The following is a 24,582-nucleotide window of genomic DNA, read 5'->3' as shown; positions in this document are numbered from 1 at the left end:
CCGCCCGCCGCGCACGCGACCGGCGCGACCGGCGCGACCAGCGCGGCGGGCGCGGCGGGCGCAGCGGCGCTAGCCGAACTGGACGACCTGCTCACCACCCTCCCGCCGAGCCGGCGCGGGCTTCCGCTCGCCGTCACCGTCGGACGCCTGCACCGCGTCAAGGGCATGGCTGCCCTGGTTCAGGCGTGGGCTGCGGATGCCGACCTGCGCGCCCGCTGCAACCTGCTCATCCTCGGCGGGGACCTGAATTCCCCCTCCCTCGACGAGAAAAGCCAGCTGGACCAGATGGCCGCGGTCGTCGACCTCGCCGACGCGGCCGGCCAGGGCCTGCTGCTCGCCGGGCACCGCACCAACGACACCGTGGCGCACTGGCTGGCCGCGGCCCGGTACGGCCGGCCCGGACTGGCGGCCCCCAATGGGGCGTATGTCTGCGCGAGCATGAAGGAAGAATTCGGCATCGCCCTGCTTGAGGCCATGGCGACCGGGCTCACCGTCGTCGCCCCGAATTCCGGCGGCCCGGCCACCTATGTGGAGCACGCAGTGACGGGTTTCCTCGTCGACACCGGCAACCGGACGGCCCTGGCGGGCGGGATCAGCGCTGCACTCGAGTTGGCTGCCGGCCCCCTCGGACCGGAGTACGCGGACCGGGCCGGGGAAATGGTGTCGCGTTCCTTCACGATCCAGGCCATGGCTGAGACGCTGACCCGGGTCTACCGCGACGTGGTCGACACGAACGAGTCGGGCGCGTACCTGGTGAGCGTTTCATGACGCTGCTGATCATCAGCCCGGACTACGCCTCCCACCTGTTCCCGCTGGCCACTCTGGGCACCGCGTGGCTGGAGGCCGGCGAACGCGTCGTGGTGGCCAGCGGTCCGGCCACCGCCGACATCGTGGCCGCGTTCGGATTCGAGCGCGTGCACCTGCAACTGGGCCGCGGCTCGAACCCCGGCACGATCCGCGCCGAGGAACAGCCGACGGGCGAGGACGACGCGCTCCGCGGGTTCTTCGACGCCACCCGGCTCGGAATGGTGGAAACGCTCTGTTTCCAGGCCGAGGCACGCAGCAGCGACCTGCTCTGGAACCCGGTGGAGGTGGCCCGCGCGGTACAGCTCATCGTGGCCGAGGTGCAACCCGACCACGTGATCGTCGATCACCTGGCGTTCAGTGCGCGCCTCGCTTTGGTGAGTGCGGGCATCCGTCACGCCGATGTGGTGCTCGGTCACCCGTCGGCGCTGCCCGTGGGCGCGGAGGTCTACGGTTTCCCGCCGGAGTGGCCGCTCGCCTTCGCGCCCGACAGCGACGACCTCGGCGCACTCCTGGCGATCTGCGAGAGCGTGCGGGATGCGTTCACCACCCAGTGGAACGACGCCCTGCGGGTTCTCGATCCGGCCGCGCTGCCGAGCCCGGATGCGTTCACGGAGTCCGGAGACATCCTGCTGCTCAATTATCCGGCCGAGCTGCACGACGCCGCACGTGGCGAGTTGCTGCCGGCGCACGCGTTCCTCGGCTCCGCCGTGCGCAACGAGGCCGCCGACGACGAGGTGAACGCCTGGCTCGCCGCCGACAGTGACCGGCCCATCGTCTATGTCAGTTTCGGCAGCTTCCTGTCGGTCCGCGGGGATGTTCTCGCCCGGGTGGCCGAGGCGCTTGCCGCACTCGACGTGCGGGTGGCCGTCGCCACCGGTGCCACCGACCCCGCGGAACTCGGGCCGATCCCCGACTCCTGGCTCGTGCGCGCGTTCCTGCCGCAGGTCACCGTGCTGGCGCGCTCGGCGCTGGCGGTGTCGCACGGCGGCAACAACAGCGTCACCGAGGCGATGACCTCGGGGGTGCCACTGCTGCTGCTGCCCTTCTCCACCGACCAGTTCGCCGGGGCCGCCGCGGTCGAAGCGGCCGGATTCGGGCTGTCCCTCGCGCCCAACACGGCCACGGCTGAGGAGCTTCGGGCAGGAATAGCCGAACTGCTCGCGCTCGACGGGGACGCCCGGCGGAGCCTGGACCGGTTGAGTTCCTCGCTGCAGGGCGGGGCCGGGCCCAAGCGCGCGTACGCGGCGCTGCTGGCGGTGCCGGTCGAGCTGTAGGTTGCGAGTTTCCGGTGGGTCAGACGTCGATCGCATAGACCAGGGATTCCTGCACCATACCGAACCAGTCGTAGATGTCGTTCAGGAACGGTGCCTCGTCGGCGTTCCGCCCCGGCACCCCGTCGGGCCCGATCTCGAGGCGTTCGGCAAGGGTGAGGCGCAGGTCGGTGAGCGTGCGCAGCCAGGACTGCACGTCGTCGGCGTCGAGGTCGATAATCACGGGCGCCTCGGCGGATGCGGCCGCGTCGGCGGTCGCATGTAGCTCGGTGTCGTTCAGTTCGTCGGCGATGTCGGCGAGCGGTTCCTCGCCGAGCGTCGCAAGCACGCACCGGGCGTTCCGCACCTTGCGCTCGAGCAGGTCATCGGCGGTGAACCGGCGGAATTCCGCGGCGGCCTCGGGGTCATCGGCGTAGGCATCCGGCAGCAGCCGACGCAGGGCCGGGTCACCGGATGTGCCGAGTGCGTGGGTTTCGGCGGCCTCCAGCAGGTCAATCAGCTGGCTCGCGGCCAGGCGCAACAGGCCGATCTCGACGGGTTCGAACCGGGCGGTCACGCTGCCGGCGTTCTCGCTGCCCGGCATGAACTGCATCACGCGTCGGCCTTGGCGAGGGTGGCCCACAGCCCGTAGCCGTGCATGGCTTCGACGTGGCGTTCCATTGCTTCCCGGTTGCCGGAAGCGACGACGGCCTTCCCGTCGTTGTGCACCTGCAGCATGAGGCGCTCGGACTCCAAGGCGGAGATGCCGAAGTAGCTGCGGAACACGTAGGAGACGTAGGACATCAGGTTCACCGGGTCGTCCCAGACGATGGTGATCCAGGGGCGATCGAGGGACACGGCGTCTCGCAGATCGAGTCGTTCGTCAGTCTTCGGCACGGGTTAAGCCTCACACGGAGGGGGGGCAATTCCAACCCGGTGTGGCCGGTGTCCGGGGGCGTGGTGCGGCGCGGTTTCGATGCTCAATCGCGCGTGTCGACGTCGAGCCCGGTCTCGAGGTCGGCGCAATCGACCAGCCGGGTGTTGTGAGACTGCAGGTAGGGACGTGCGCCGGTGTCGCCGGTGGCGGAGTCGATGAGCGCGCCCCAGTGTGCTCGCCCGATCACCACCGGGTGTCCCGGGCGGGCGTCGAAGCCGGCCTGCCGGAGCGTGAGCGGGCCGACGGGGTTCGCGTCGGCATCCGTGACACCGGGCACGGTGCCGATGGGCAGGGTGCCGATCAGTCGTGCGACCGTGCCGGGCAGCAGACCCGGGATATCGACCGGGACGATCGCCACGGCGACCGGAGCAGGCAGGAGCTCGGTGGCCTGCAGCTCGGTGGCTTGTCGCAGGCCCGCCCGCAGGGACGCGGAGAGTCCCTCTGCCCAGTCTTCAGCCTGCGTGAGGACGACCGACGGGGTCATGCCGAATTGGTGGAGCAGTGCCCGGACTTCTGCGGTTTCGGCGCCGAGCACGACGATCACCGGTGAGCAGCCGGCATCCGTGAGCGTGCGGATCGTGCGCACCAGCCAGGGGATGCCGTTGTCTCCCCGCGCAAGTGCCTTCGGCATGCCGTAGCGGGAGCCGGCGCCGGCTGCGAGCACGAGGCCGGCGATCGGTGCGGAGGAAGTGGCCATGCCTGCCATCGTAGGGCGGTGCGGGTGTGGGCACGGGTGTGGAGGTCGGTCGGGCACGGCCCGCACGATTCTCAGCCCTTTAGCCCCTCAACCCCTGACGAATTCGACGGAGATTCTACCGATTTCAGGGTGAAACGGATGCTGTGGGCCGGTTCTAAGCAAAATCTCCGTCGAATTCGTTCGGCCAGGGCGGGATTGTGGGCGGGATTGGAAGGCGGGAGGGCGGCTCAACCGCCGGGCGGCTCAACCGCCGGTCGGGGCGAGCACCCGGCGGCCGCGCACGAAGACGCCGGCGATCGCGGGCTGGCGGAGGGCCAGCAGAAGCGCGAAGAGGGTCTGGTCGGTGGCCATCCCCTCGTCGTCGGCTCGGATGCCGCGCTCGAGCACCGTGGCAAGGGGCTCCCAGCGGTCCGGCTCGATCAGGAGGAAGTCGGCGTCCTTGCCCACGTCGAAGTTGCCGAACCGGGCCTCCATGTCGAGTGCGCGCGCGCCGGCCAGGGTGCCGGTGAAGAGCAGGGCGGCCGGATCCAGCGACAGGCCCGCCTCTCCGGGCTCGGAGAGGTGCACCTTGAAACAGTCGTTGAGCACCCGGGAGATGAGCCATTCGTCGCCCGCGCCGACATCCGACCCGATCGCCACATTCACGCCGAACGACGTCGTGCGCAGCCACGGCATGGTGCCCGATCCCAGGAACTGCTGCGACGTGGGGCAGTGCGCCACGCTCGTTCCGGTCTCGGCCAGGCGGGCCAGCTCGCTGTTCTCGCAGTGCACGGCGTGGGCGAGGATGCTGCGCCGCCCCAGCAGGCTCGACCCACCCCGCGCCGAACCCGGCAGGAACCGGCCGTCGTAGGTGTCGAGGTAGGTGTCGACCTGATAGACCGACTTCACGACGCCGATCTCGCCCGTGCCGGGCCGGTTGTTCTCGTTCAGGTGGCTGTGGAAGTAGACCCCCTGGCCGCGCACCGCGTCGTAGAGCTCGCCGAGCCCCGCCAGGGTCGTGGGGGTGACCGAGAGGCTGAACCGCGGCACCACCGCCACCTGAAGCAGCGCGGTGGCGGGGTCGCCGGTGTCGACCGCGTGCCAGCGGGCGATCTCATCCGTCACAAGCTCCAGGGCCCTGGCCTCGCTCGTGAGCAGCGCCTGCGCGGGCTTCGAACCGACCGTCTGGATTCCGCGCCCGCTGACCAGGCGCAGTCCGGCCCGGTGCGACTCCTCGAACAGGGCGTCCTGCGCGGGAGGGAACGCGGAGCCGAAGACCAGGGCGCTGGTCGTGCCCGCGGCGACGCGGCGACGGGTGAAGTCCCGGGCGATCTGCTCGCCGAACCCGGGGTCGGCCAGGCGAGCCTCGGCCGGGAAGACGCAGTTGTCCAGCCACTCGAGCAGCTGGCCGCCGCCATAGGAATCCGTGGAATAGGTCTGCGGGAAGTGCACGTGGGTGTCGACGAAGCCGGGCAGGATGAAACCGCCCCGGTTGTCGGTGACCGCCAGAGTTTCGTAGACGGCAGGGAGGTCGACGAATGAGCCCACCCAGGCGATCCGGCCCGTGTCGGTGGTCACCAGGACGCCGTCGGGCAGGGACACGAGGTGCCGGTGCGCGGCGGCCACGGTGGGGGAGCCGGCAATGTGGAAGATGTGGCCGCGATAGACCCGGCTGGACGGTGTCACGTGAGAGCCCGTTCTCTGTTCGTCGTTCTCTTCCAGTGGACTCGTTTCCACCGGACTCGTTCAGTGTATTGGGGGTCGTCAGGCTCGACCGCCGCGCGATCAAGTAAACGCTTGCAGCAAACGCTTGCATAAGCGGTACGCGACGGAGTAGCGTCACATCTGTTGTTCTCAGCGCCACCGGGCGCGAGACAGGGGGAGTCACTGTTGACGAAACGCACCGCTACACGCCGCCCGGCCATCCGCCGCATTGTGGCCACGATCGGAGCCGGCGCGATCGTTCTCTCCGGTCTCGCCTTCTCCGAGGTGTCCGCGGCCGCCGCCACCCCGACGGTCGCCCTGGTCGGCAGCCTGCAGAGCGAGTTGGGCTGCACGGAGGACTGGCAGCCGGCCTGCGAGTCCACCGAGCTGGCCCCGACGGGCGTCGACGGGGTCTGGTCCGCCGAGTTCACGGTGCCGGACGGCAGCTACGACTATAAGGTCGCCCTCAACGACGCGTGGGACGAGACCTACGGGCTGGACGGTGGTGCCGACAACATCCCGCTGACCATCGCCGGTGAAAGCCGGTTGAGCTTCACCTTCGACCACAACCGGAAGCGCGTCGGCCTCGAGGTACTCTCCCTGGCCGGTGCCTACTCCGCGGAGGACGAGGCCGTGGCGGCCGCGCCCATCCGCCAGCCCGGCAGCGACGAGCAGTTCTACTTCGTGATGACCGACCGGTTCAAGGACGCCGACCCGGCCAACAACACCGCCGGCCTCGGCGACGACCCACTGGTGTCCGGCTACGACCCCGCGAACAAGGGCTTCTACAACGGCGGCGACCTCGCCGGGCTCCGTTCCCAGCTCGACTACATCGAGGGTCTCGGCACGAGCGCCCTCTGGCTCACGCCGTCCTTCAAGAACCGGGCCGTGCAGGGCGAGGGCGCGAACGCGTCCGCGGGCTACCACGGCTACTGGATCACCGACTTCACCCAGATCGACCCGCACCTCGGCACCAACGCCGAGCTCAAGGCGCTCATCGACGACGCGCACGCCCGCGGCATCAAGGTGTACTTCGACATCATCACCAACCACACCGCCGACGTCATCGACAACGAGGAGAAGCAGTACTCCTACATCGACAAGGCCACGTCGCCCTACACGACCGCGGCCGGCGAGCCCTTCGACCCGGCCGACTACGCGGGGACCAACGAATTCCCGACCCTCGACGGGACATCCTTCCCCTACACGCCGTTCGTCGCGGCCGCCGACGCCACGGTCAAGGTGCCGGCCTGGCTGAACGACCCGACGCTGTACCACAACCGGGGAGATTCGACCTTCGAGGGTGAGAGCAACCTCGACGGCGACTTCTCCGGCCTCGACGACCTGATGACCGAGAACCCGGCCGTCGTGAACGGCTTCGTCGACGTGTACACGGACTGGGTCGACCTCGGTATCGACGGCTTCCGCATCGACACGGTCAAGCACGTCAACCTGGAGTTCTGGGACACGTGGTCCACGCAGGTGCTCGACTACGCGCACGCCGCCGGCAAGCCCGACTTCTTCATGTTCGGTGAGGTCTACGACGCGGATGCCGCGAAAACGTCCCCGTACGTGCGCAAGACCGACCTCAACTCGGTGCTCGACTTCGGATTCCAGTCGCAGGCGACCAGCTTCGCCGCCGGCAACTCCGCGAAGGGGCTCAGCCAGCTGTTCGCCTCCGACGACCTCTACACGACTCCCGACTCCAACGCCTCCGCGCTGCCGACCTTCCTCGGCAACCACGACATGGGCCGGATCGGCTACTTTCTGAAGAACACCGATGACCCGCTGGCCCGCGACGTGCTCGCCCACGAGCTCATGTTCCTGACCCGCGGCCAGCCGGTGGTCTACTACGGCGACGAGCAGGGTTTCATGGGCGCGGGCGGCGACAAGGACGCCCGCCAGTCGTTGTTCGCCAGCCAGGTGCCCGAGTACGCGAACCAGCCGCTGATCACCGGCGAGACCGCCGGTTCGGTCGACCGGTTCGGGACGGATGCGCCGCTCTACAGTCGGATCGCTGAGCTCTCCGCGCTGCGGAGCGACCACCCGGCCCTCGCGACGGGCGCCCAGATCGAGCGTTACGCCGACACCGGGGCCGGCGTCTACGCGTTCAGCCGGGTCGACCGCACGGAGAAGATCGAACACCTCGTCGCCGTCAACAACTCGGCCGCGGCGAAAACCGTGACGATCCCCACCCTCACCACGGGTGCGTCCTACTCGGTGCTGTTCGGCGACACCGCTTCCGCGTTATCCGGCGATACCGGCGACCTGGCCGTCACCGTGCCGGCCCGCGGCTCGGTCGTGCTCGTGGCCGACCGACCCGTCAGCGCTCCGGCCGCGGCCGCCGCGATCACGGTCGCCGCCCCGGCAGCCGGAGCCGGCGTCACCGGCGTCTCACCCGTCGGGGCCACCGTCGACGACGGGACCTGGCAGGAGACCGGCTTCGCCTGGCGGGTCGTGGGTGACACTGCGTGGACCAGCCTCGGCACCGCCGAAGACACCACCCCGCGGGTCTTCCACGACACCGCCGGCCTCGCCACGGGCACCCTGGTCGAATACCGCGCCGTCTCCACGGATGCCGCCGGCCAGCGGGCCGCCGCGTCCAGCTTCGCCTCCGTGGGCAACACGGTTTCGCTCGCCGATACCGGCACGCCCGACGCCGCGATCGACCTGGTCACGGTGGCCGGAAGTCACAACTCCGAGATGGGTTGTGCCGGGGACTGGCAGCCCGGCTGTGAGGCCGCGAAACTGACCCTCCGGGCCGACGGCATCTACGCCGGCACCTTCGACCTTCCGGCCGGCGACTACGAGTACAAGATCGCCGTCAACGGCTCCTGGGACCTCAACTACGGTTCCGGCGGTGTTCCCGGCGGCGACAACGTGAGCTACACGACCGACGGCGGCCCGGTCACGTTCTACTTCGACCCGCGCAACAACTTCTTTCAGGGCACGGCCGAGGGCGATATCGTCGTCGCGGCGGGTTCCTTCCAGGAGGAGGCCGGTTGCCCCGGAGACTGGAAACCGGACTGCCTCGCAACCTGGCTGCAGGACGTGGACGGCGACGGCATCCTCACCCTGAGTTCGAACACCCTGCCGACCGGCTCGTACGAGGCGAAGGTCGCGCACAACCTCGGCTGGGACGAGAACTATGGCGCCGACGGCGTGCCGAACGGCGCGAACCTGTCGTTCACGGCCACCGAGGGCAAGGAAACCCTGTTCAGCTACGACCTCGCCGCCCACGTGCTCACGATCACGGTGACCGACCCGCCGCTGGCCGGCACCGGAGCGCAGCGCGCGCACTGGGTAAGCGAGAAGACTCTCGCCTGGCCGCGTGACCTGCTGCCCGCGAATGCCGACCCGGCCGCGCTCGGTTACACGCTGCACTCCTCGTCGGCCGCCGACCTGGCGGTCACCGACGGAGCGGTGACCGGCGGTGACACGGTCGCCCTCGAGTACGACCCGGCCGGCCTCTCCGACGCGGAGAAAGCGCGTTTCCCGGCCCTCGCCGGGTCCGTGGCCCTGCGCCCGGTCGGTGTGGACCGGGTGGAGCTGGAACGGCTGCTGACCACCCAGCTGGCGGTGGCCCAGTCCGGCACCGGCACCGACACCGGCACCGACGACACCACAGGCATCCTCACCGCGTTCACGGGCGTGCAACTGCCCGGCGTGCTCGACGACCTCTACGCGGATGCCGCAGCGGACCGGACGCTCGGCGTCACCTGGTCGAAGAAGCGGCCCACGATCGCGGTCTGGGCTCCCACGGCGCAGAACGTCGACGCGCTCGTCTGGACGGCAGGCGACACGGCCGACCCGGAGCGCATCGCGTTGACGCGCCAGGATGACGGCACGTGGACCGCGACCGGCGCCAAGAACTGGACCGGCGCATCCTTCGTCTTCGAGGTCACGGTGTTCGCGCCGACGACGGGGAAGATCGAGGTGAACCAGGTCACCGACCCGTACTCGGTCGCCCTGACGCAGAACTCCACCCGGTCGGTGCTCATCGACCTGGCCGATAAGGCTTACCGCCCCAAGGCGTGGGAGAAAGCGAAGGCGCCGGTCATCGAGAAGGCCGTGGACCGGTCGATCTACGAACTGCACGTGCGCGACTTCTCGATCTCCGACGACACCGTTCCGGAAGAGCTCCGCGGCACCTACGGCGCGTTCGGGGTCGACAGCGCGGGAACCCGGCATCTGTCCGAGCTGGCGGCTGCCGGGCTCAACACCGTGCACCTGCTGCCGACCTTCGACATCGCAACGATCCAGGAAGACCGCGCCCTCCAGGCCGTTCCGGCCTGCGACCTGGCCTCCTTCGGACCGGCCTCGCCGGGCCAGCAGGCGTGCATCCAGGCGATCAGGGACCAGGACGGCTTCAACTGGGGCTACGACCCGTTCCACTTCTCGGCGCCGGAGGGGTCCTACGCGGTGAACGCCCACGGCGGCGCCCGGGTGGCCGAGTTCCGCGGCATGGTGGGGGCCCTGCACGAGGACGGCCTGCAGGTCGTACTCGACGAGGTATTCAACCACACCGCGCAGAGCGGCCAGGGGGAGAAATCGGTGCTCGACCAGGTCGTGCCCGGTTACTACCACCGTCTCAACCCGCAAGGCTCCGTCGAGACCTCCACCTGCTGCCAGAACATCGCCACCGAGCACGAACTGGCCCAGAAGCTCATGGTCGACTCCGTCGTGCTCTGGGCGAAGGAGTACCGCGTGGACGGGTTCCGGTTCGACCTGATGGGCCACCACTCGAAGGCCAACCTGCTGGCCGTGCGGGATGCCCTCGACGCGCTCACCCTGAAAAAGGACGGCGTGAACGGCCAGGCGATCTACCTCTACGGTGAGGGCTGGAACTTCGGCGAGGTCGCGAACAACGCCCTGTTCGAGCAGGCGACGCAGGGCCAGCTGGGCGGAACCGGCATCGGCACGTTCAACGACCGGCTGCGCGACGCGGTGCACGGCGGCAGCCCCGTCGACGGCAGCACCGTGCAGCAGCAGGGCTTCGGCACCGGGCTCGGCACCGATCCCAACGGCGTGGCGATCAATGGCACCCCCGAGCAGGCGCTCGCCCGGCTCGGGCAGGCCAGCGACCTGGTGCGGCTCGGCCTGGCCGCGAACCTGCGCGACTTCAGCTTCGTCACCAGCGACGGCACGGTGAAGCGCGGCGACGAACTCGACTACAACGGGTCGCCGGCCGGGTATGCGGACCAGCCGGACGAGGTGATCAACTACGTCGACGCGCACGACAACGAGACGCTCTACGACCTGCTCGCCCTCAAGCTGCCGGCCGACACCGGGATGAGCGACCGGGTGCGCATGAACACCCTGTCCCTGGCCACCGCGACCCTGTCGCAGGCGCCATCGCTCTGGCACGCCGGAACCGACCTGCTGCGCTCGAAGTCGCTCGACCGCGACAGCTACAACTCGGGCGACTGGTTCAACCGCATCGACTGGACCGGCCAGACCAGCAACTTCGCCGTCGGTCTGCCGTCAGCGGCCGCCAACGAGGACAAGTGGGCCATCATGCGCCCGCTGCTCGAGGACCCGGCCCTCAAGCCGACGCCGGACGACATCTCGTTCGCGTCGGCCCAGGCCCAGGACCTGCTGCGCCTCAAGCAGTCGACCGAACTGTTCCGGCTCGGCGATGCGAAGCTGATCAACCAGAAGCTGACCTTCCCGGCCAGCGGACCGGACGCCACCCCCGGCGTCATCGCGATGAGCGTCGACGACACGATGGGAGGCGACGTCGACAAGAAACTGGACGGCCTGCTGGTGCTCTTCAACGCCAGCCCCGAACCTCAGACGGTTCTGCTCAGCGAGTTGGCCGGGCGCGGCTACGCCCTCAGCGGCATCCAGGCCGCCGGGACGGATGCGCTCGTCAAGTCGACGACCTGGGACGCGGCGACCGGCACGGTGACCGTTCCCGCCCGCACGGTCGCGGTGCTCGTCGACGCGCAGGAGCGGACGGCGAAGAAGCGGTAACCCGCGGATCGCACCCCGTTCAGGAGCGAACGGGGTGCAGTAGCCGCCAGATCCGGTCGCGCGACATCGGCAATTCGGTGGGACGGATGCCGATGGCGTCGCGCACCGCGTTCGCCAGGGCGGGCGCCACCGGGTTGTAGGGCGACTCGCTCATCGACTTCGCCCCGAACGGGCCGAGCACGTCGCTCGTGTCCGCGAAGTACACCTCGGTCACGGGCAGGTCGGCGAGCTGCGGGATGTGGTAATTCCGCAGCACGCTCGTGGTCACGGTGCCCGCCCCGTCGAGGATGACCTCCTCGTAGAGCGCGGTGCCGATCGCCTGCGCGACCCCACCCTCGATCTGGCCGCGGCACTGCTCCGGGTTCATCACGACCCCGGCATCCGCCGCCTGGATCGACTGCAGAATGCGCACCTCGCCGGTCTGCGTGTTCACGGCCACCCGGAACGCGTGCACGTTGAACGCCACCGAGCGGCGGGCGCCGTCTTCGGCGCCGACACCGCGGAGAGCGGGGGCCCCGGGCACGGATGCCCCGGTTACGGATGCCTGCCCGGCCAGTTCGGCCAGCGACGTGAACACCGCTCCGCTGCGCAGCCCGTCGGGTTCCAGGGTCCAGACGGCGGCGGGGATCTCCGGGTGCCTCTCCGTGGCGGCGGACCGCAGCGTGTCGGCCAGGTCGTTCGCCGCCGCGAGCACGGCCTTGCCGGCGATGACGACGCCCGCGGAGCCGAACGCGCCGGTGTCGTAGCCGATGGCATCCGTGTCGGACTGCAGGATCTGGATCCGGTCGGGAGTCGTGTGCAGGGCCGTGGCGGCGAGCTGCGCGTGCACCGTGGTGGTGCCGTTGCCGAACTCGGCCGTGCCGACGCGGACGGTGTAGCGGGTGGGGGATTCGAGGACCGCGTTTTCGAGGGTGACCGAGGCCTGCGCGTAGTGCCCGCGCGGCGGGGTGGTCGCGATCATGGCGGTGGCCATGCCCTCGCCGGTCTTCCAGTGCTCGCCTGCCGGCACGGGGGCGTCGTTGCCGCGGGCCAGGGCCGCCTGGGCCAGGTCGAAGCACTGGTCGAGGCCGTAGCTGCCGAAGATGAGATCCTCGCCCTCCACGTGGGTGACCACGAGCGGGTCGTTCGGGCCGACCGAGTTTCGCCGGCGCAGGTCGAACGGGTTGATGCCGACGGTGCGGGCGAGCTCGTCGAGTGCGGACTCGACGCCGAAGATCACCTGGCCGAGGCCGTAGCCGCGGAAGGCGCCCGACGGGAGGTTGTTCGTGTAGACGCTTCGGGCATCCACCCGCTTGTTGGGCACCCGATAGAGGCTGACCGACTCGGAGCTGCCGTGGAACATCACCCCGGGGCCGTGGTTGCCATAGGCGCCGGTGTCGGCGAGCAAACCCAGCTTCAGTGCGGTGAGGCGGCCGGCGTCGTCGGCGCCGAGGGTGACGTCGATGCGCATGGGGTGACGGGCCGGGGAGAGGGTGAACTCGTCGGAACGGCTGAACTCGTATTGCACGGGGCGCCCGGTCTTCAGCACCGCGAGCGCGACGATGTCCTCGGTCAAAATTTCCTGCTTGCCGCCGAAGCCGCCGCCGACCCGGGCCGTGAACACGCGCAGCCGCAACGGGTCGAGGGCGAACAGGCGGCAGATCTCGCGGTGCACCAGGAACGGCACCTGGGAACTGGTGCGCAGGATGAGCCGGTCGCCGCCTGCCGATGCGTCTGCCGTGCCGGGCTCCAGCCAGCCGATGGTGGCGTGCGTCTCCAAATGGGTATGCGCCACCCGTTGGGTCTGCCAGGTTCCGCTCACGCTGTGGGCGGCGCCGGCCAGGCCGGCCGCGATGTCGCCGTATTCGCCGTGCAGCTCGGCCACCAGGTTGCGGGTCGGGTCGGCCAGCCGGCTCGCGGTGGCATCCTTGTCGCCGTGCACCAGGGGAGCGCCGGGCAGGAGAGCGGCGTGCGGGTCGAAGACGGCCGGGAGCGTCTCGTAGTCGATCTCGATCAGGCGGCAGGCGGCCTCGGCGATGGCGAGGGTGTCGGCGACGACGGCCGCGACGCGCTGGCCGCGGAACCGCACGACCGAATCGAGCACGAGGGTGTCGTCGGGGTCGTCGAGGCGGTCCTCGTGCCGGGCGGTGGAGAACAGGGTGGCCGGGGAGTCGGCGTAAGTGAGCACGGCGTGCACCCCGGGCAGGGCCGCGGCTGCCTCGGTTTGGATCGAACGGATGCGCGCGTGCGCCTGCGTGCTCTGCAGCACGCTGAGGTGCAGGAGGCCGGGCACCGTGACGTCGAGGGTGTACGGCTCCTGCCCGCTGACCACGCGTTCGCTGGCCGGGGCCGCCAGGGAGGTGCCGACCGTGCCGGGGCGCGGTCCGGTCTGGACGACCGGGCCCAGGCCGGTGCGTGCCGGTGCGTCGGTGCGACAGGAGCCGTCTGACCTGGCTGAGCCGTTGACGGGGGTGTGGCTGCCGCGGATGGCGTCCTCGATGGCGCGGTAGCCGGTACAGCGGCACAGGTTGCCCTTGAGCAGGCGGGGGAGGTCGTCAAGGTCGGTCTCGGTCAGGGCGGACGCGGTCACGATCATGCCGGCGGTGCAGAACCCGCATTGGAACCCGGCGGCGTCGACGAAGCGCTGCTGGATCGGGGCCAGATCACCGGGCAGGCCGAGCCCGGCCACGGTCGTGACCTCTGTGCCCTCGGCCCGGAACGCCGGGTAGATGCAGGAGTGCACCGGTGTGCCGTCGACCAGCACGGAGCAGGCGCCGCAGTCGCCGGTGTCGCAGCCCTTCTTGACTTCGAAGTGTTCCTGGTCGCGGAGGAAGGAGCGCAGGCACTGCCCGGGGGCAGGGGAGGCGTCGACGGGTTCGCCGTTGATCTGGAATCTCATGAGCGGTCTCCGTTCCGGGGTGCCGCCTGGTCTCGCGCGGCCGGTTCGGGTTCTTGTCTCGGTTCGGGCTGCTGTTCCAGCTCGGCTCGGATCTCCTCGCCGAGCACGCCGCTCACGGCGCGGCGCCAGTCGGCGGCGCCGTGGGCATCCGTGAACCAGCAGTCGATGGCGGCGATGTCCTGGGCGAGTGTGCCCGCGTCGGGCAGGGAGTCGTAGCGCAGCTGCACCGGACGCACGGTGCCGGCGGTGACGGTGAGCACGAAGCGGCCGGTGCCGGCGCTGGCGTCGCGGGCGGTTGTGTCGTCGCTGTGGGAGAGGTCGGCGCGGTCGAGCCGGCCGATCAGCACGGCGCCGGAGCGGCCGAGTGGGGAGAGGGCGATCTTGCGGTATGCGGTGCGGGCCGCCAGCGAGGAGGTCGGCACGTGGATGGACCGCAGCACATCGCCGGTGCGGAGCGCGTTGGTGGTGTTGCCGGTGACGAAGGACGCTGCGGGCATCCGTTCGTCGCTGCCGTCATGACGCCAGATCAGCACCTCCGCGTCGAGGGCGGCAGCCAGGCTGGTCATCGGGCCGGCTGGCAGGGAGGCGCAGAGGTTGCCGCCGACGGTGGCGACGTTCCAGATCTTGAATGAGCCGTACAGGGCGGTGCAGCACTGGAAGATCAGCGGATGCGCGGTCCAGCCGGGTGCGGCCGCCAGTCGGGAGAGTTCGGCGATGGTGCAGGTGGCGGCGATGGTGAGGCCGGGGGTGGTGCCGGTGGCGCGCTCGCCGGTGTGGGCATCCGTGCCGGTGGCGGCATCTGGGCCGGTGTCCAGGGTGCCGGCATCCGTCGTCAGGGTCAGAGCGGGCCAGCCCAGGGTCTGCAGGTCGACCAGCCCGGTGAGGTGCGTCTGCGGGTCAGCGAACAGGTCTGAGCCGCCCGCGAGCGGGGCCACCTGGGCGTCGAGGAGCGCGAGATCGTCACGGTGACGGGCGGGGGTGATCGTGAACACGGTGTTGAGGTCCATCGTTTCCCTCACTCGACCGCTCGGGTGCAGGTCGACACCCTGAATTATCCACTCGCCCGAGTCGCCCCGCGAGTCGACGCGCGTGCTCGCGGCATCCTCACGGCGAGCCACCCTGTTTTCGCGCAGGGCACGGGTGCGCGGAAGGGCGGGGGCGAACCAATTCGACGGAGATTTGGAGCCAAAAGCAGATTTTAGGCGTGTTTTGGGCCGATTTGACCAGAATCTCCGTCGAATTCGTTCGGGCCGGAGCCGGTGGGGCTAGTGGAGCCAGAGGGACTAGTGGGGCCAGTGGAGCTAGTGGGGCCAGTGGGCCAGTCCAGCTAGTGGTCCACACCGTGGAGCTGGTCGAGGATGTGGTCGAGCACGTCGGCGAGGAGACCCAGCCCATCCTTCACGCCGTTGGGGGAGCCGGGGAGGTTGATCACCAGGGTGCGCCCGCGGGCGATCCCGGCGTGACCGCGCGAGATGACGGCCAGAGGGGTGGATGCGGCGCCGCGGCGGCGGAATTCCTCCATCAGCCCGGGGAGCAGCCGGTCGAGGTGCGGGAGGGTCTGCTCAGGGGTGAGGTCGTGGGGGCTGACGCCCGTGCCGCCCGTGGTGATCACAAGGTCGATGCCAGCGTCGAGGGCCTCGATCAGGGCAGCGCCGACCGGGGCGCCGTCGGGCACGACGCGGCGCTCGCCGAGCGTGAAGCCGCGCTCTCGCAGCCAGGCATCGAGGACGGGGCCGGTGCGGTCCGGGTAGACCCCGGCCGCGGCGCGGGTGGAGGCGACGATGACCTGCGCGCGGCGCGGTGCGCGCGGTGCGCGTGGTTCGGTGGGTTCGGACGGAGTCGACGGAGGGTTCGCTGTGGCGGTCACGCGCTCCATCCTGCCCCACTGCGGCAGCCGCGTTCCCGCCCCTCCCGGTGTCTATTCCGCAGATGCGGTAATAAGATGCTCAATATGTCTCAGATACGGATCAAGGAAGCCGCCGGATACCTCGGGGTCAGCGACGACACCCTGCGGCGCTGGATCGACAATGGGGCGCTCGCCGCGAGCACCGACGACGCCGGACGCATGGTCGTCGACGGATCCGACCTGGCCCACCTGGCCCGGGAGACCGCGCTGGCCCGAGAGGACGCGCTGGCGCCCGCGGATCCGTCCACGACGGCGAGCTCGGCCCGCAACCGTTTCGTCGGGCTGGTCACCCGCGTGGTGAGCGATCCGGTGATGAGCCAGGTCGAGCTGCAGTGCGGCCCCCACCGGGTGGTGTCCCTGATGAGCACCGAGGCCGTGTGTGACCTCGGCCTGGTGCCGGGGTCGGTGGCCGTGGCCGTGGTCAAGGCCACCACCGTGATCGTCGAAACCCCGAAGGGCCAGTCGTGACCCGATTGTGGAGCGTGCGCGTCGCGGTCGGGCTGGCGGCGGCATCCGTCGTGCTGGCCGGCTGCGCAGGAACGGCCGGGGCCTCGTCGGGGGCAACCGGGGCGCCTACGGGGCAGGGCGAGACGCTCACCGTGTTCGCCGCGGCATCCCTCACCGATACCTTCACGGAGCTGGCCGACCGGTTCGAGGCCGTCCATCCCGGCGTAACGGTCGCGCTCAACTTCGGGGGCTCGGCCGACCTCGTGACCCAGATCCGGGAGGGCGCCCCTGCCGATGTGTTCGCGGCCGCGGACGCCAGGACCATGGCCAAGCTCAGCGGCGACGGCCTCCTCGACGGCGTCCCGGTGGTCTTCGCCACCAACACCCTCATGATCGCCGTGCCCGCCGACAACCCGGCCGGCATCGATTCCTTCGCCGACCTCGCCGCGCCGAATGTGGACGTAGTGGTCTGCGCGCCGCAGGTGCCGTGCGGCGCCGCGCTGCCGGCCCTCGAGGCGGCGGCCGGCGTTTGGCTCGCGCCGGTGAGCGAAGAGAACGCCGTCACCGGCGTGCTCGGCAAGGTCACATCGGGCGACGCGGATGCCGGGCTCGTCTATGTGACCGACGTCACCTCCGCCGGCGACGCGGTTCTCGGCATCCCGGTGCCGGAGGCAGATCAGGCCGTGAATGAATACCCGATCGCCGTCGTGGCGGGCAGTGAGCAGGCGCTGCTCGGGGCAGCCTTCACCCGGTTCGTGACCGGAGCGACCGGTCAGACCGTGCTCGGGGCGGCCGGTTTTGGCGCGCCGTGAGGTGGTGGTGAGTCGCTCCGACTCCCACACCGGCCCCCACGACGGCCGGGTCACCCTCGGCGTGCCCCGCTGGACCCTTCTCGTGGCTGCCCTCGGCGCTCTGTTCATCGTGCTGCCGATCGTGGGCATGACCCTGCGCGTTGACTGGTCCCGGTTCGGTGCGCTCGTGACCTCCGAAGCGGCGGTCGCGGCGCTGCTGCTCAGTCTGCGCACCGCCATGATGAGCACCGTGCTCTGCCTGCTGTTCGGCGTGCCGATGGCTCTCGGCCTGGCCCGCAGCCGGTTTCCCGGACAACGCCTCGTGCGCGCCGTCGTTCTGCTGCCGCTCGTGCTGCCGCCCGTTGTGGGCGGTATCGCCCTGCTGTCGACCTTCGGGCGCCGCGGCCTGCTCGGCGAGACCTTCGAGGTGCTCGGCATCCAGATCGCGTTCTCGACCACCGCCGTCGTGCTCGCGCAGACCTTCGTGGCGCTGCCGTTCCTGGTACTGAGCGTGGAGGCGACCCTGCGGGCCTCCGGCGCGCGCTTCGAGGCGGTCGCCGCCACGCTCGGCGCCACCCCCGGCACGGTCTTCCGGCGGGTGACGCTACCGCTGGTGCTGCCCGGTCTGGTCTCCGGCGCGGTGCTCGCGTTCGCGCGCGCGCTCGGTGAGTTCGGGGCGACCCTCACGTTCGCCGGCAGCCTGCAGGGGGTCACCCGCACGCTGCCGCTCGAGATCTACCTGCAGCGGGAAACGGATGCGGATGCGGCCGTCGCCCTTGCTCTCCTCCTCGTGGCCGTCGCCCTGATCGTGATGGTCGCCACCCACCGGCCGCGCGGACTGTCGTGACCTTCGAACTGGCCGCCGTGATGCGCCGGCGCGGACTGGAGGTCGCCTTCACCGTGTCGCCGGGCGAGACGGTGGCGCTGCTCGGCTCCAACGGGGCCGGCAAGTCCACCATCGTCGAGCTCTGCGCGGGTCTGCTGCGGCCCGATTCGGGTCGGGCCACCCTCGACGGGCAGGTCTTCTTCGATCTGGCGGCCGACGGTGCAGACCGTGCCGACGGTGCAGACCGTGCCGACGGTGGGCGGCCGGGCATCTTCACACCGCCGCACGCCCGACGCACGGTGCTGCTCGCCCAGGAGCCGCTGCTCTTCCCGCACCTGAACGTGCGCGACAATGTGGCGTTCGGGCCGCGCAGCGCGGGGGAATCCCGGGATGCGTCACGACTTCTCGCCGACGAGTGGCTCGCCGCCGCCGAGGTGTCCGACTTCGCCGACCGGCGGCCCGGGATGCTGTCCGGCGGCCAGGCCCAGCGGGTCGCGGTGGCCCGGGCTCTCGCGGCCAGCCCGCGGCTGCTGCTGCTCGACGAGCCCATGACCGCGCTCGACGTGGCGGCGGTGCCCGCCCAGCGCCAGTTGCTGCACCGGGTACTGCTCGATCGGTCCGTCATCCTGGTCACCCACGACCCGCTCGACGCCCTCGCGCTGGCCGACCGGGTGATTGTGCTGCAGGGCGGGCGCATCATCGAGGAGGGGCCGACCCGCTCGGTGTTCGCGCACCCGCAGGCCGAGTTCACCCGGGCCCTGACGTTCGGGCTCGACCTGTCTGCCTCGCCGTGACACCCCTGTCAGAGTTCGGTGTGCATTGCCCGGGGGAGGGAATACGCTGGTTGATATGACGTCTTCCGCTTCACCGTCCACCCGTGCGATGGCTCGCCCGCTGACGGACGAGGAAGTCGACCGCATCCGCAACGACTTCCCGATCCTCGATCAGCTGGTCAATGGGCATCCGCTCAATTACCTCGACTCGGGCGCTACCTCGCAGAACCCGCTCAGCGTCATGGAGGCCGAGCAGGAGTTCTACGAGCAGCGCAACGCAGCCGTGCACCGCGGGGCCCACACGCTCGCGTTCGGAGCCACCGAGACGTTCGAGGCAGCCCGGGCGACCGTGGCCGCGTTCATCGGGGCGGAGGCCGACGAGATCGTCTGGACGTCGAACGCGACCGAGGGCATCAACCTCGTCGCCTACGCCTTCTCCAACGCGTCGCTCGGCCTCGGCGGCCCCGCGGCGACACGATTCTCACTCGGCGCCGGCGACGAGATCGTCGTCACCGAGATGGAGCACCACGCCAACCTGATTCCGTGGCAGCAGCTCGCGTTGCGTACCGGCGCGACCCTGCGGTTCATCCCGGTTCAGGGTGACGGCACGCTCGACCTGGCCGCGGCGGCGGGAGTCATCGGAGCCCGCACCCGCCTGCTCGCGCTCACGCACGCCTCCAACGTGGTGGGCACGATCAACCCGGTCGCCGAGCTCGTAGCTCTGGCCCGCTCGGTGGGCGCGCTGGTGCTGCTGGACGCCTGCCAGTCGGTGCCGCATCTGCCTGTGGATGTCGCCGCCCTCGACGTGGACTTCGCCGTCTTCTCCGGGCACAAGATGCTCGGCCCGACCGGCATCGGTGTGCTCTACGGCAAGGCCGAGCTGCTCGCGGGCATGCCGCCGTTCCTCACCGGCGGATCCATGATCACCACCGTGGACATGCACACCGCCGAGTTCCTCGCCCCGCCGCAGCGGTTCGAGGCCGGTACCCAGCGCATCTCCCAGGCGATCGCCTTGGCCGCCGCCGTGGAATACCTGACCGAGACCGGGATGGAACGCATCGCCGCGCGCGAGGCCGAACTGGGGCAGCGCCTCGTGGCCGGGCTCGTCGGCATTCCCGGGGTGCGTCTGCTCGGGCCGCCGGCCGGAGTCGACCGCATTGGTCTGGCCAGTTTCGACCTGGCCGGGGTGCACGCCCACGATGTCGGTCAGTACCTCGACGAGGCCGGTATCGCGGTGCGCGTCGGGCACCATTGCGCCCAGCCGCTGCACCGCCGGCTCGGCGTGACCGCGTCGACGCGGGCGAGCACCTACCTGTACACGACCACCGACGAGGTGGACCGGTTCCTGGCGACCCTGGCCGAGGTTGCCCCGTTCTTCGGAGTGAAGTCATGACCCAAAGTGCCATGCAGCAGCTCTACCAGCAGATCATTCTCGACCACGCCAAGGCCCGGCACGGTGCCTCGGCGGAGAGGCTGCCACCCCTCGAGGAAGCCGGGACTGCTGCCGGTGCTTCCCCTGCCGGTGCGGGTTCTGGGTTGCGCGTGACGGAGTCGCACCAGGTGAACACGACCTGCGGGGACGAGGTGACCGTGCGCATCGGCCTGCGTGCCGGTGAATCCGGCGGCTCGCCCGCGTCGGCCGGCGAGCCTGCCGACGACGTCGTGATCGAGGAGTTCGCCTGGGCCGGCGACGGATGCTCGATTTCGATGGCCTCGGCATCCGTGCTGCACGACATCGTGCGGGGCGAGAACGTCGCCACCACGCGGGCCGTGCTGAACACCTTCCGCGAGATGCTGCGCTCGCGCGGCACGATCGAGCCCGACGAGGACGTGCTCGGTGACGCTGCCGCCTTCGCCGGCGTCTCTCGTTACCCGGCCCGCGTCAAGTGCGCGATGCTGCCGTGGGTGGCGTTCGAGGCGGCTCTGCTCGCGGGGTAGGGCTCGTGTAGGGCTTGTGTAGGTCTGCGCAGGGATCGCGCAGGCTCGGAGGCTAGGGTGGGCCGAGGCCGCGCGACGCGGCTCCGGACGACGGTTCAGTACCCGGCACGCGACAAGACTGGCCACGGGAGCTGTTGTCATGTCGTGGATCATTCTCATTGTGTCCGGGGTTCTGGAAGCGGTCTGGGCTACGGCGCTCGGTAAGTCGGCCGGGTTCACCCGACTGTGGCCATCCGTCGTGTTCGCGGTGGCGCTCGCGCTCAGCATGGGCGGGCTGGCCTTTGCCATGCGGGACATCTCGACCGGGACCGCGTATGCCGTCTGGGTCGGGATCGGTGCGGCGCTCACCGTGCTCTACGCCATGGTCTTCGGCGCCGAGCCGGCTTCTCTGCTGAAGATTCTGCTCATCCTCGGCCTAGTGGGGTGCGTCGTCGGGCTGAAATTCGTCGACGCCGCACACTGAGACGGACGCTGAGCGCGTCCGACGCTGCGAGCATCGGAGCATCGGAACGGTGGAACATCAGAACGGTGGCGGCTCGTCCGCTTCGGGTGGCCGAGACCTCGCGTCAGATGAAGGCCCCGGCTGCGGCCCCGGCTTCGGTCGACGCTCCGGCGCACGGATGATCGTGGCCGGCTCACTGATGAACGTGCGCCCGGTCGGCGATGTCCACTTCAGCGTGCCGTCCGGCAGGTGCATGTAGGTCCACCGGGTCTCTGACTTCAGCGCATGGTCGGCCGGACACAGATGCGCCAGGTTGTCGTGCTCCGTCAGCCCGTCGAACTGCCAGTCGAGGGTGTGGTCGATGTCGCACTGTGTCGCCGCCCGGCGGCAGCCCGGCCACCGGCAGGTTTCGTCTCGCACCCGGAGGTACCGTCGCAGTTCCTTCGGCACCTTGTAGCGGGTGCGCCCGACCGAGAGCACCACTCCCGTCTCCGGGTGGATCAGGATTCGGATGAAGCCGGGTGCCCGAGCCGCGATCTCGCGTGCGGTGTCGGGGTCGATCGGTCCGTATCCCTCGAGGTGGCCGGGTTCCTCGGAGTGGCCGAGAAGCGTCATCACCGGGACGGTCACGTGCACCGAGCCCCGGATTCCCTTGCCCACCCCGGAGGCGGTGACCCCGTCGAGGATGAGGTCTTCGAACACGTCCGCCCGCAGCTGCGTCAACGCGCGGGTCTCGTTCGGGCCCTGCAGGCTCATCCCCATCACGGTGAGGCGGTCGTACCCGGCCTTCACCTTCTCCGCCGAGTCGAACCAGTACAGCGACGCCATCCCGTCGGGCTCCGGCTCGAAGACCACCGTGCGGTCGGCCACCGATTTCTGGTGCCGGGCTGTGATCGACTCCGGGTGCTGCCGTTCCCGCATGACGCGTGCCTTGTACTTCAGGTTGGCCACGGTCAGGTGCGGAGCGGATTTCAACAGCGCCTCTTCGAACCCGGCCAGTGCCTCGGCGGGGAGTGACCAGGCCTGGTTCATGATCGCCTGCGCGTGCCGGTACGTGATCGACCCGTCCTGCAGCGCGGCCCGGGTGGCGGGCAGCTCATTCATCAGGGTCTGGCTTTCGGCGATCAGGGTCTCGGTCGAGCGCACCGGCAGCCGCAGGGTGCACGCCAGCTCGGTGACGAACTCCCGTTTGGCGACCATGGCGGCATCCCACCGGGCACGAGGCACCCCGGCCGTGACCCCGGACATGGCCGGAGGACCTTCCCGAGCCTTGTCTTTGGCTGCCTGGACCGCGTCCCGGGCCAGGGCCTCGGCAAACCGGCGGGCCTGATCGACCTGCTCGGCCAGGCGGGCGTCGACCCGGGCGGACTCCGCCTGCGTCTCCCGGATCGCATCGAAGTGACGACCCAGGCGTTCTAGCTGCTCACGGTATGAGGGCTTCATGAGTCACACGTTACGGGCGGCCACTGACATTCGTGGGGCCAGATCGACACCCGTCAGTACCCTGTGGATAACCTGATCACACCCGTATTGTGGAGGAGTAGAGCAACGCGCCCAGGGCCCGCTGCGGGCATCCGCTACTGGGCCGGCGGCACGCATCCGTTGTCACGTAAACGCGGAGATTTCTGGCAAAACACCGGTTGTGGTCGCCGGTTGCCCGGCGTGTCGCGAGAATCTCCGAGGTCAGCGAATTCGACCGAGACGGATGCCCCGGCGAACCTCTGGAGGTCGACGCACCGGGTCTCGACAAGCTCGACCACCGGGCCGACCACCGGGGCTGGCCATCGGAAACGGCTCTTCACTCGGGCGGGCCTTCGGCGTATGTTTGAGGTGGAAAAAGCGAAAAGTCAACGCCCGCCGGGGTGGTCAACCTACCCCTGCTGGGCGAAAAGTTCCGGCCACGATTCGCGCTCACCGCTTCACCGACAGTCGGCACTCCGCCTCGGTAGCACGCCCTGATCGACATCCAGTGCGGCACGGGATGCCCGATACGCGGCGGCTTCAACGTCTACCCCTCCACACGCGGCACGAATCACCTGCACCACCAAGGAGGCGTTTCACAATGATGAAAGAACTGCACACCGTGTTACCGGCGGCGGACCTCAAACGAGCCCAGTCGTTCTACCACGACGCGCTCGGCCTCGACCCCGACGAAACCCACGAGGGAGTCCTCGTGTACCACGTCGGGTCGGGATCGGTCTTCGAGATCTACGAGACCAGTAAGGCCGGCACGGCCCAGAACACCCAGATGGGCTGGATCACGGATGACCTCGACGCCGAGATGAGCACGCTCCGCGAACGCGGAGTCGTCTTCGAGGAATTCGACATCCCCGGCATGAAGACGGTGAACGGGGTCGTCACGGCCGACGACATGAAATCGGCCTGGTTCCGCGACACCGAAGGCAACTTCATCTGCATCTCGCAGACGATCTAGCCACCCCGGTCACCCCACTCACCGATCCCGGGCGGCGCGGAGGCGCCGCCCGGTCCCTCGCTTGGCCGTCATGCTCGGCGCGTGCTCAGTGCGTGCCCGGCGCATGCTCGGCGCGTGCCCGGCGCGTGCCCGGCGCGTGCTCGGCGCGTACTCAGTGCGCGCCCAGCCGGTGTGCCAACTCGCGAAGCACCACGACCAGGCGGTCGCCGAAACCCTGCGGGACCTGCTGCGGCAGGGCATCCGTCGGCCACCAGGCGACGTCTTCGCTCTCGTGGCTCGTCACGGGCATCGCATCGGCCCGTGCGACAGCCGCGAAACCGACGTCCCAGTGCGTGGTGCAGCGCCCGAACCGCGAACTGAGCGCGTGCCGGTGCACGTCGACCGGCAACGGGTCGCCGGTCCCGGCAACGAGTCGGCCGTCGAGAGGACTGAGTTCGGCGATGCCGCCCTCTTCGCGGGCCTCGCGCAGGGCTGCCGCGGCCACGGAGGGGTCGGATGCCTCGATGTGCCCGCCGAGTTGCACCCAGAACCGGCCCTTTTTATGGAAGCAGAGCAGCACGCGACTCAGGTCCGGAGTGAAGACGAAGCAACTCGCGGTCAGATGCTCGGCGCCGCCGTCGCGGTCGAGCGCAGAACCGCGGCCCGCCCGCACGAAGTCGATATATTCGCTTCGCAACCGGGCCTGGGCCGGGTCGACCGGCATCCAGCCGGCCAGGAGCGTCTCAACGTCGAGTGCTGCGGGGAGGTGGTGTGCGCCGCAATGCAGATCGATGCCCTGGGTCATATCCGAAGGCTAT

General features: G+C 69.9%; 20 protein-coding genes and 1 riboswitch. Of the genes, 11 read left to right on the top strand and 9 right to left on the bottom strand.

The features are described 5' to 3' along the window. A partial coding sequence (locus CXY81_RS10920) for a glycosyltransferase family 4 protein (RefSeq protein ID WP_146067681.1) occupies window positions 1-768 on the top strand: 768 nt, incomplete at its 5' end. Next, a complete protein-coding gene (locus CXY81_RS10915; protein WP_104194850.1) occupies window positions 765-2,081 on the top strand; it encodes a glycosyltransferase in 1,317 nt (438 codons plus the stop codon). The genes CXY81_RS10920 and CXY81_RS10915, both read left to right, overlap by 4 nt. Window positions 2,082-2,100: 19 nt before the next feature. Here the strand turns inward: CXY81_RS10915 and CXY81_RS10910 are convergent, their stop codons facing one another. From CXY81_RS10910 to CXY81_RS10895, 4 genes are all read right to left on the bottom strand, one after another. Further along, window positions 2,101-2,670: a DUF2017 family protein gene (locus tag CXY81_RS10910; protein ID WP_104169173.1), complete on the bottom strand. Its 570-nt coding sequence runs from the start codon at window positions 2,668-2,670 to the stop codon at window positions 2,101-2,103. Further along, window positions 2,670-2,954 (bottom strand): ATP-dependent Clp protease adapter ClpS, encoded by a 285-nt coding sequence (clpS, locus tag CXY81_RS10905; RefSeq protein WP_233191428.1) that lies wholly within the window; start codon window positions 2,952-2,954, stop codon window positions 2,670-2,672. Before clpS ends, CXY81_RS10910 begins: the two co-directional genes overlap by 1 nt. Window positions 2,955-3,037: 83 nt before the next feature. Continuing rightward, window positions 3,038-3,691, bottom strand: coding sequence for an NTP transferase domain-containing protein (locus CXY81_RS10900; protein WP_104194848.1), 654 nt, complete (start codon window positions 3,689-3,691; stop codon window positions 3,038-3,040). A gap of 243 nt (window positions 3,692-3,934) precedes the next feature. After that, window positions 3,935-5,356, bottom strand: coding sequence for an amidohydrolase family protein (locus CXY81_RS10895; protein WP_104194857.1), 1,422 nt, complete (start codon window positions 5,354-5,356; stop codon window positions 3,935-3,937). Between the two features lie 204 nt (window positions 5,357-5,560). On the opposite strand from CXY81_RS10895, the gene pulA reads away from it, so the two are divergent. Then, window positions 5,561-11,350 carry a pullulanase-type alpha-1,6-glucosidase gene (pulA, locus tag CXY81_RS10890; RefSeq protein WP_104194847.1) on the top strand — a complete coding sequence of 1,930 codons (5,790 nt, stop codon included), beginning with the start codon at window positions 5,561-5,563 and terminating at the stop codon, window positions 11,348-11,350. 19 nt (window positions 11,351-11,369) lie between these two features. Here pulA and CXY81_RS10885 read toward each other — a convergent pair whose 3' ends face one another. From CXY81_RS10885 to CXY81_RS10875, 3 genes are all read right to left on the bottom strand, one after another. Beyond that, window positions 11,370-14,228 (bottom strand): molybdopterin-dependent oxidoreductase, encoded by a 2,859-nt coding sequence (locus CXY81_RS10885; protein WP_104194846.1) that lies wholly within the window; start codon window positions 14,226-14,228, stop codon window positions 11,370-11,372. Next, window positions 14,225-15,235 carry an FAD binding domain-containing protein gene (locus CXY81_RS10880; RefSeq protein WP_104194845.1) on the bottom strand — a complete coding sequence of 337 codons (1,011 nt, stop codon included), beginning with the start codon at window positions 15,233-15,235 and terminating at the stop codon, window positions 14,225-14,227. Before CXY81_RS10880 ends, CXY81_RS10885 begins: the two co-directional genes overlap by 4 nt. Before the next feature lie 320 nt (window positions 15,236-15,555). Continuing rightward, a complete protein-coding gene (locus CXY81_RS10875; protein WP_369828379.1) occupies window positions 15,556-16,095 on the bottom strand; it encodes a molybdenum cofactor biosynthesis protein B in 540 nt (179 codons plus the stop codon). A gap of 84 nt (window positions 16,096-16,179) precedes the next feature. Here CXY81_RS10875 and CXY81_RS10870 point away from each other — a divergent pair, with 84 nt between their 5' ends. The 7 genes from CXY81_RS10870 to CXY81_RS10840 all read left to right on the top strand — a co-directional run bounded on the left by CXY81_RS10870 (window position 16,180) and on the right by CXY81_RS10840 (window position 21,372). Continuing rightward, on the top strand, window positions 16,180-16,602 hold the full coding sequence (locus tag CXY81_RS10870; RefSeq protein WP_104194843.1) for a molybdopterin-binding protein: 423 nt from the start codon (window positions 16,180-16,182) through the stop codon (window positions 16,600-16,602). Then, window positions 16,599-17,393, top strand: coding sequence for a molybdate ABC transporter substrate-binding protein (gene modA / locus CXY81_RS10865; protein WP_199183050.1), 795 nt, complete (start codon window positions 16,599-16,601; stop codon window positions 17,391-17,393). The genes CXY81_RS10870 and modA overlap by 4 nt, the downstream gene beginning before the upstream one ends. 7 nt (window positions 17,394-17,400) lie before the next feature. Further along, window positions 17,401-18,219, top strand: a complete 819-nt coding sequence (locus tag CXY81_RS10860) for an ABC transporter permease (RefSeq protein WP_233194131.1) — start codon at window positions 17,401-17,403, stop codon at window positions 18,217-18,219. Then, window positions 18,216-18,992 (top strand): sulfate/molybdate ABC transporter ATP-binding protein, encoded by a 777-nt coding sequence (locus tag CXY81_RS10855; protein ID WP_104194841.1) that lies wholly within the window; start codon window positions 18,216-18,218, stop codon window positions 18,990-18,992. The genes CXY81_RS10860 and CXY81_RS10855 overlap by 4 nt, the downstream gene beginning before the upstream one ends. Before the next feature lie 55 nt (window positions 18,993-19,047). Continuing rightward, on the top strand, window positions 19,048-20,364 hold the full coding sequence (locus CXY81_RS10850; RefSeq protein WP_104171328.1) for an aminotransferase class V-fold PLP-dependent enzyme: 1,317 nt from the start codon (window positions 19,048-19,050) through the stop codon (window positions 20,362-20,364). Then, window positions 20,361-20,909 (top strand): Fe-S cluster assembly sulfur transfer protein SufU, encoded by a 549-nt coding sequence (sufU, locus tag CXY81_RS10845; protein WP_104194840.1) that lies wholly within the window; start codon window positions 20,361-20,363, stop codon window positions 20,907-20,909. Before CXY81_RS10850 ends, sufU begins: the two co-directional genes overlap by 4 nt. 63 nt (window positions 20,910-20,972) lie before the next feature. Next, window positions 20,973-21,036: riboswitch (guanidine-III (ykkC-III) riboswitch) on the top strand. A gap of 12 nt (window positions 21,037-21,048) precedes the next feature. Further along, on the top strand, window positions 21,049-21,372 hold the full coding sequence (locus CXY81_RS10840; RefSeq protein ID WP_104171326.1) for a multidrug efflux SMR transporter: 324 nt from the start codon (window positions 21,049-21,051) through the stop codon (window positions 21,370-21,372). A gap of 57 nt (window positions 21,373-21,429) precedes the next feature. Here the strand turns inward: CXY81_RS10840 and CXY81_RS10835 are convergent, their stop codons facing one another. Further along, window positions 21,430-22,794 (bottom strand): HNH endonuclease signature motif containing protein, encoded by a 1,365-nt coding sequence (locus CXY81_RS10835; protein WP_104194839.1) that lies wholly within the window; start codon window positions 22,792-22,794, stop codon window positions 21,430-21,432. 619 nt (window positions 22,795-23,413) lie between these two features. Between CXY81_RS10835 and CXY81_RS10830 the strand changes: the two genes are divergently transcribed. After that, a complete protein-coding gene (locus tag CXY81_RS10830; RefSeq protein WP_104194838.1) occupies window positions 23,414-23,785 on the top strand; it encodes a VOC family protein in 372 nt (123 codons plus the stop codon). A 151-nt stretch (window positions 23,786-23,936) separates the two neighbouring features. Here CXY81_RS10830 and CXY81_RS10825 read toward each other — a convergent pair whose 3' ends face one another. After that, window positions 23,937-24,569 (bottom strand): NUDIX domain-containing protein, encoded by a 633-nt coding sequence (locus CXY81_RS10825; protein ID WP_104194837.1) that lies wholly within the window; start codon window positions 24,567-24,569, stop codon window positions 23,937-23,939. Window positions 24,570-24,582 lie beyond the last annotated feature (13 nt).

The organism is Cryobacterium sp. M25 (assembly GCF_002929635.1).
GTDB classification, from domain to species: domain Bacteria; phylum Actinomycetota; class Actinomycetes; order Actinomycetales; family Microbacteriaceae; genus Cryobacterium; species Cryobacterium sandaracinum.
Note: the sequence above shows the minus strand (reverse complement) of the source record. Positions and strands in the feature narration are given on the sequence as shown.

Coding starts and splice junctions, on each gene's coding strand:
- CXY81_RS10915 (WP_104194850.1), top strand. CDS start 765: ATGACGCTGCTGATCATCAGCCCGGACTACGCCTCCCACCTGTTCCCG.
- CXY81_RS10910 (WP_104169173.1), bottom strand. CDS start 2,670: ATGCAGTTCATGCCGGGCAGCGAGAACGCCGGCAGCGTGACCGCCCGG.
- CXY81_RS10900 (WP_104194848.1), bottom strand. CDS start 3,691: ATGGCCACTTCCTCCGCACCGATCGCCGGCCTCGTGCTCGCAGCCGGC.
- CXY81_RS10885 (WP_104194846.1), bottom strand. CDS start 14,228: ATGAGATTCCAGATCAACGGCGAACCCGTCGACGCCTCCCCTGCCCCC.
- CXY81_RS10880 (WP_104194845.1), bottom strand. CDS start 15,235: ATGGACCTCAACACCGTGTTCACGATCACCCCCGCCCGTCACCGTGAC.
- CXY81_RS10870 (WP_104194843.1), top strand. CDS start 16,180: ATGTCTCAGATACGGATCAAGGAAGCCGCCGGATACCTCGGGGTCAGC.
- CXY81_RS10850 (WP_104171328.1), top strand. CDS start 19,048: ATGACGTCTTCCGCTTCACCGTCCACCCGTGCGATGGCTCGCCCGCTG.
- sufU (WP_104194840.1), top strand. CDS start 20,361: ATGACCCAAAGTGCCATGCAGCAGCTCTACCAGCAGATCATTCTCGAC.
- CXY81_RS10840 (WP_104171326.1), top strand. CDS start 21,049: ATGTCGTGGATCATTCTCATTGTGTCCGGGGTTCTGGAAGCGGTCTGG.
- CXY81_RS10835 (WP_104194839.1), bottom strand. CDS start 22,794: ATGAAGCCCTCATACCGTGAGCAGCTAGAACGCCTGGGTCGTCACTTC.
- CXY81_RS10830 (WP_104194838.1), top strand. CDS start 23,414: ATGATGAAAGAACTGCACACCGTGTTACCGGCGGCGGACCTCAAACGA.
- CXY81_RS10825 (WP_104194837.1), bottom strand. CDS start 24,569: ATGACCCAGGGCATCGATCTGCATTGCGGCGCACACCACCTCCCCGCA.